The sequence below is a fragment of the Mesorhizobium sp. M0437 genome (genome assembly GCF_040321335.1).
Lineage (GTDB): Bacteria > Pseudomonadota > Alphaproteobacteria > Rhizobiales > Rhizobiaceae > Mesorhizobium.
Genome location: NZ_JAMYRK010000141.1, coordinates 1 through 4,545, shown reverse-complemented (window position 1 = coordinate 4,545; position 4,545 = coordinate 1). Strand labels below are relative to the sequence as shown.

General features: G+C 62.5%; 5 protein-coding genes and 1 pseudogene. 1 reads left to right on the top strand and 5 read right to left on the bottom strand.

Annotated features, from left to right (window positions below):
* Nucleotides 1-477, bottom strand: a pseudogene (locus NKI72_RS34055) (transposase); the annotation flags it as partial.
* A gap of 89 nt (nt 478-566) precedes the next feature.
* Here NKI72_RS34055 and NKI72_RS34050 point away from each other — a divergent pair.
* Nucleotides 567-947 (top strand): transposase, encoded by a 381-nt coding sequence (locus tag NKI72_RS34050; RefSeq protein ID WP_245274633.1) that lies wholly within the window; start codon nt 567-569, stop codon nt 945-947.
* A 190-nt stretch (nt 948-1,137) separates the two neighbouring features.
* On the opposite strand, the gene NKI72_RS34045 is transcribed toward NKI72_RS34050, so the two are convergent.
* The 4 genes from NKI72_RS34045 to NKI72_RS34030 all read right to left on the bottom strand — a co-directional run bounded on the left by NKI72_RS34045 (nt 1,138) and on the right by NKI72_RS34030 (nt 4,501).
* A complete protein-coding gene (locus NKI72_RS34045) occupies nt 1,138-2,145 on the bottom strand; it encodes a tyrosine-type recombinase/integrase (protein WP_352852127.1) in 1,008 nt (335 codons plus the stop codon).
* Complete coding sequence (locus tag NKI72_RS34040) at nt 2,142-3,074, bottom strand: tyrosine-type recombinase/integrase (protein WP_352852126.1); 933 nt, start codon at nt 3,072-3,074, stop codon at nt 2,142-2,144. Before NKI72_RS34040 ends, NKI72_RS34045 begins: the two co-directional genes overlap by 4 nt.
* Nucleotides 3,071-4,309, bottom strand: a complete 1,239-nt coding sequence (locus NKI72_RS34035) for a site-specific integrase (RefSeq protein WP_352852124.1) — start codon at nt 4,307-4,309, stop codon at nt 3,071-3,073. Before NKI72_RS34035 ends, NKI72_RS34040 begins: the two co-directional genes overlap by 4 nt.
* A 102-nt stretch (nt 4,310-4,411) precedes the next feature.
* On the bottom strand, nt 4,412-4,501 hold the full coding sequence (locus NKI72_RS34030; RefSeq protein ID WP_455707831.1) for a hypothetical protein: 90 nt from the start codon (nt 4,499-4,501) through the stop codon (nt 4,412-4,414).
* Nucleotides 4,502-4,545: the final 44 nt, after the last annotated feature.

The following is a 4,545-nucleotide window of genomic DNA, read 5'->3' as shown; positions in this document are numbered from 1 at the left end:
CACGACCAGGCCCTCCCGCCTCAGCATCACGAGAAGACGCCGGTAGCCGAACCGGCGACGCTCCTGCGCGATCGCCTTCATCCGCTCGCGAAGCTTGCCGTCGTCCGGCCTGCTGGTCTCGTAGCGAACCGTCATGCGGCAACAGCCGATGGCTTTACACGCCCGCCGTTCGCTCATCCCGAAGCCTTCCTTCAGGCGAGCGACAGCTTTCCGCTTGGCCGCGGGCGTCACCATTTCTTTCCCACAAGATCCTTCAACGCCGCATTGTCGAGCATGGCGTCGGCCAGAAGCCGCTTCAGCGGCGTGTTCTCGTCCTCCAGAGCCTTCAGTCGCCGAGCCTGGAGACATCCATCCCGCCGAAGCGGCCCTTCCAGTTGTAATCGAGGCGTCGCTGACCCCGTGCTTGCGGCACAGATCGGCAACCGACACCCCGGCCTCGTGTTCCTTCAAAATTTGTAAGCGCCAAGCTGACCCCATCTGGCGCGGCTTGAGGTGATGAGCGAGACATACTGACACTGAAGCAAGGAGCCGAGGAGCTTGCAGTGTCAATTTCTATGTCTGCGCCTATGCCTGATGATAGAAGTTTCCATGTTCTTGAAGCGGTTGCCAACCGACTGGAGGCAAGCCCGCAGCGTCCGCGGCGGCGCTGGTCGGCGGAAGCGAAGTCGCGGCTGATCGAGGCGACACTGAAGCCGGGCGCGAATGTATCGGCCATTGCCAGACAAGCGGGGATGGCGCCGGCCCAGCTGTTCGGCTGGCGGAGCAAGGCGATCAAGAGCGGTGCGGTCACGCCACACAGGGATGCGGAGCGGCTCGGCTTTGTCGAGGTCACGCCGACAGCGTCTGCGTCGGTGGAGATCGAGCTGGGTGGCGTGGTCATTCGCGCCGGTGCCGATATCAATGAGGAGCAGCTGGTGCGGATTATCCGGGCGGTTCGCCAGGCATGATCCCGACTGGCGTGAAGGTGTTGGTCGCCAGTCATCCCGTCGATTTTAGAAAAGGTCCCGACGGCCTTTTGGCACTGGTGCGCGATGCCGGCTCGGATCCATTCTTATGCGTCGGGCGAGATTATGTGGCGGAGCCGCCCTGACGCCCGTCAGGGCCGGCCAAACCCAGCTTGCCTCCGCCACATAATATTTAGATGCTGTTCAGCAGTTGCAGAACGGAGTCATTCGGTCGGAAACGCACGCCGTGAGCGCCGGTGACGCCCGCCTTCTCGAGTCCATTGCGCATCATCTCGACATCCGCTGCGGCATAGCGGTGGGTCGTGGCGACCTGTGCGTGCCCGAGCCAGGCTTGGATCGTCAAAAGGTCCACGCCGGACTGGAGAAGCTTCATGGCGAGGGAGTGCCGGAAGATGTGCGGCGATATGGGCTTGTCGGCCAAGGCCGGCCTGGTAGGCACGGCCTCTGTGGCCGCACGCCGCACGATATGGGTCGCTCCGAAACGAGTCAGGCGTTCGTTGCGGGCGCCGACGAATATCGCTCGCGGCTCGTGATGGGCGATCCCGCGCTCGCTCAACAAGGATGTCAGCGCCCGCGCCAGGTCCTTAGCAATGGGGACGACGCGGTCTCTGCGCCCTTTGCCGCGCAGCAGTACTTGTGGGTGCGGCCGTTCCAACTGAAGGTCGTTTGCGTTGACGCCGGTGGCTTCGGAGACCCGGGCGCCGGTCCGTGCCAGAAACAGTAGAAACGTTCGGTCGCGCCGCCCACGGGACGTCCTCTGATCGGGGGCCGCAATAAGGGCGTCCACTTCGGCCTTGGTGAGGTGGTGCGTCACCTCAATGTGAGCCCGTTTTATGGGAATCGTCAGCACGCGTTGGGCGACACCGAAGGACGCCGGGTCAGCGGCTGCTACGTGATGGAAGAAGGATCGGATGGCCGCTAGTCGGGCGTTGCGCGTGGCGATGACGTTCTTGCGCTTCTCCTCGAGCTCGTCGAGGAAGGCGAGAACGAGGTCTCGATCGAGGTCTTCGAGTGCCAATGCGGCCGGCTTCTTCCGCAACCGGGTGGCGGCAAAGATGATCAGCATGCGCAAGGCATCGCGATAGCTGGCCACGGTCGCGGGAGTCGCATTGCGTTGTTTGGTCAAGCGCCGGCGAAAGTAGGACTCCAGGAGCGGCGCCAGCAGCAGGTGTTCGCTCATGCTGCACCTCCGTCGAGGAAGGCGCGCTCCGCCGCAATGGCGAGAAGATCTGCCGAACCGGTGAGATAGTAGGCAGTGTCGCTGTAGCTGGCGTGACCGAGATATGTGGCGAGCAACGGGAGCAACGCCTGAACGTCTGCGCGCTGCTGATGCCAGAGGCCGAGACGGGTCACGGCGAACCGGTGCCTGAGATCGTGTGGCCTTAATGGCTTGCCGCCATCGAGACCAGCAAGCTTGCGGGCCTCGGCAAAGCCGTTTTGCAGGCCTGTCGCCGAGAGGCGATTGCCACGAGAGCTGAGGAAAAAGGCCTGGTCCTTGGGCATGGGAAAAGCGGCATCCCGTTCATGGACGTAGCTACGAAGGGCAGCCTGGGTCGTCGTGTGAACTGGAACGAGACGGTCCTTGCGGAACTTCGTCTTCCGAACGAGGAGAATCCCGTTGGCCAGATCAACGTCGGAACGATCAAGTCTGACCACTTCGCCTGATCGCAGCCCCGAGCTCGCCAACAATCCGATCAGCGTGGCCATTGTCCGCCCCTTGAGAAGGATTCCCGGCGAGATGCGGCGGCATGCGTCGATGAGTGATGCCAACTCGGCCTCGCTGAGGATTCGCGGAGGCGGAATCGCTCTGGATCTGGGGAAAGCTCTGCGCTCCAAGGCTTCGGTTCGCGCGTCATAGACGGCGAGATATTCGTAAAACCGGCGCAGCACGCCGTGACGACTGACACGGCTGTTGGCGGCGCCGCTGAACGACAGGGCAAAATCCAGCGCCAAAGTTCGAGTGGCAGGCCCATCGAACTGAGCGCGCTCAATGTACCTCACGAAAGCCCGCAACGTGCCGGCTTGCTTGCTGAAGGCATAGCCGAGGGAGTGGCGTAGCTCGATGTAACACTCGGCCTTCTCGCCGAGGAATCGGGCAAAGGCGGTCATGCCACGCCTCCCGGAAAGGGAAGTGCGAGCTCGGCAAGTTGCGACGTCGCGACCTTTACGTACAGCGCCGTTGTGTTGATGCTGCGGTGTCCCAGGAGATCGGCGACCTCGTTGATCGGCCTTCGCTGCCTGACGAGCTGGGTGGCAAGGCTGTGGCGCAGGAGATGTGCACCTGCGACCCGCCCGAGTTCGACCCCGCCATGCCGCAACCGCTTCCGCACGATCCTCGAAACAGGCGATGCGCACTTGAACGGTCCCACGGGCGGCGTGAAGGACAGGAACAGGTATGGGCTATCCACCTTCGGTCGAGCACGCAGGATATAGTCGGCGAGCGCGGCGCCGGTCTCCTCGAGGAGGGGCACCACCCGGTCGCGCTTGCCCTTGGTGCGCCGGACAAAGACCTCGCCAGTTCGCCAGTGGATATCGTGCAGTTGAAGGGCGCGCAGCTCACCGTTGCGAATGCCCGTGGTGGCGAGCAGCAGCAGGACGGCTCGATCGCGGACGTCAACCGGTGCCGTTGCGCCGATCATATCAATTGCACGCCGAACGTCATCCCATGCAAGGCGCGGCGGCAGATGAGCCAAACGCCAGTGGGGCGTCCTGGGGACGACGCGCGCGAGATCCTGATCGTGGTGGCCAGCCCAATACAAAAACCGAAGAAATGTCCGGATGTGAGAAGTTGCTGCGGTGCGGGTACCGGAGGTCGCCGATAGTGACAGCCGACGTTCGACAGCGGCAAGGACATGCTCAGCCGTCAATGCGTCGAGGTCTTGGCCGGAATGGTGGCGATGGAACCAATCCAGAAAGCGGCGGCTGCCCAGGAGAACGCCTTCGCAAGACTTTGACTCCAGTCCGCACACCCTGCTCAGATAGTCCGAAAAGGAGCTCAGAAGCGGAGCATCCGGATCATTATCTACACTGGGAACAGCAGCAAGGAAGCGTTCTGGAGCCACTCGCCGCGCGTGTCCCAGTGCCGACACTGCTCCAATGCGTGGAGTATCCGTAGTAAACGTGCACAAATAGCTGTCGACGACATCTTGAGAGATAGGCATCGGACCACAGCGCGTTGCGGCAAACTGGCTAAAGCGCGCAATCCGGCTCAGGTAAATCGTGGCAGACGCTCGCTTATAACCAAGGGTGAAAAAATGCTCCGCGAGGCGATCCATCTCGCCACCGAGTGCACCGCTACGCAGGCGCTTGAGCACCCCACAATAGGAAAAATAGAACTCGAGCATTCTGCCCCTCCGGCGTTGTGGCACAGGGGAATCCCGCGCCATGAGAGAGGCATGAAATATTATGTGGCGGAGGCAAGCTGGGTTTGGCCGGCCCGAAAGGGGTCAGGGCGGCTCCGCCACATAATCTCGCCCGACGCATAAATGCGGGTCCCGGCCCAGCGTCTCCTGAACCTGCAGAGCGAGGCCTTGCATCCCGCGACGCATATCGGTCCGGCCGACCGCCAACCAGATCCGCA